General features: G+C 47.2%; 1 tRNA gene and 1 rRNA gene. Both read right to left on the bottom strand.

Annotation, left to right across the window (positions count from 1 at the left end):
- Positions 1-271: 271 nt before the first annotated feature.
- Positions 272-347, bottom strand: a tRNA-Ala gene (locus M3636_RS29070).
- 98 nt (positions 348-445) lie between these two features.
- Positions 446-549: ribosomal RNA gene (locus tag M3636_RS29065) — 16S ribosomal RNA — on the bottom strand; the annotation flags it as partial.

The following is a 549-nucleotide window of genomic DNA, read 5'->3' as shown; positions in this document are numbered from 1 at the left end:
CACGTCCTTCATCGGCTCCTAGCGCCTAGGCATCCTCCGTGTGCTCTTAGTAGCTTAACCATATGCTCCGGTTTCGTTTGCTCGCTTCCCTTGTTTTGGACTACGTCCAAAGCCAAAAGTCGCTCCCCCCCGATACCATCGCAACTGCATTATCTACCGTTTTTATTGAAACTTGTTTACACAAGTTCAGCTAAAAAGGAATGTTCTAATTCGCATTTTCTTTCGTTTCGATATCTAGTTTTCAAAGAACAAGCTAAATAGATGAAATCTTTGGTGGAGCCAAGCGGGATCGAACCGCTGACCTCCTGCTTGCAAGGCAGGCGCTCTCCCAGCTGAGCTATGGCCCCTCAAATTCCATCAAAACTGAACAAATGGATAAGTAACTAGTAGGTTCTAAGAACCTATATATTTGAATGTTTCCACTACGGGAAACGATTCTCCATAGAAAGGAGGTGATCCAGCCGCACCTTCCGATACGGCTACCTTGTTACGACTTCACCCCAATCATCTATCCCACCTTCGGCGGCTGGCTCCTTGCGGTTACCCCAC

The sequence above is a fragment of the Paenibacillus sp. MER 99-2 genome, from assembly GCF_023714095.1.
Classification (GTDB): Bacteria; Bacillota; Bacilli; order Paenibacillales; family Paenibacillaceae; genus Paenibacillus.
The sequence above is the reverse complement of the archived record's forward strand: the minus strand, read 5'-3'. Positions and strand labels throughout refer to the sequence as shown.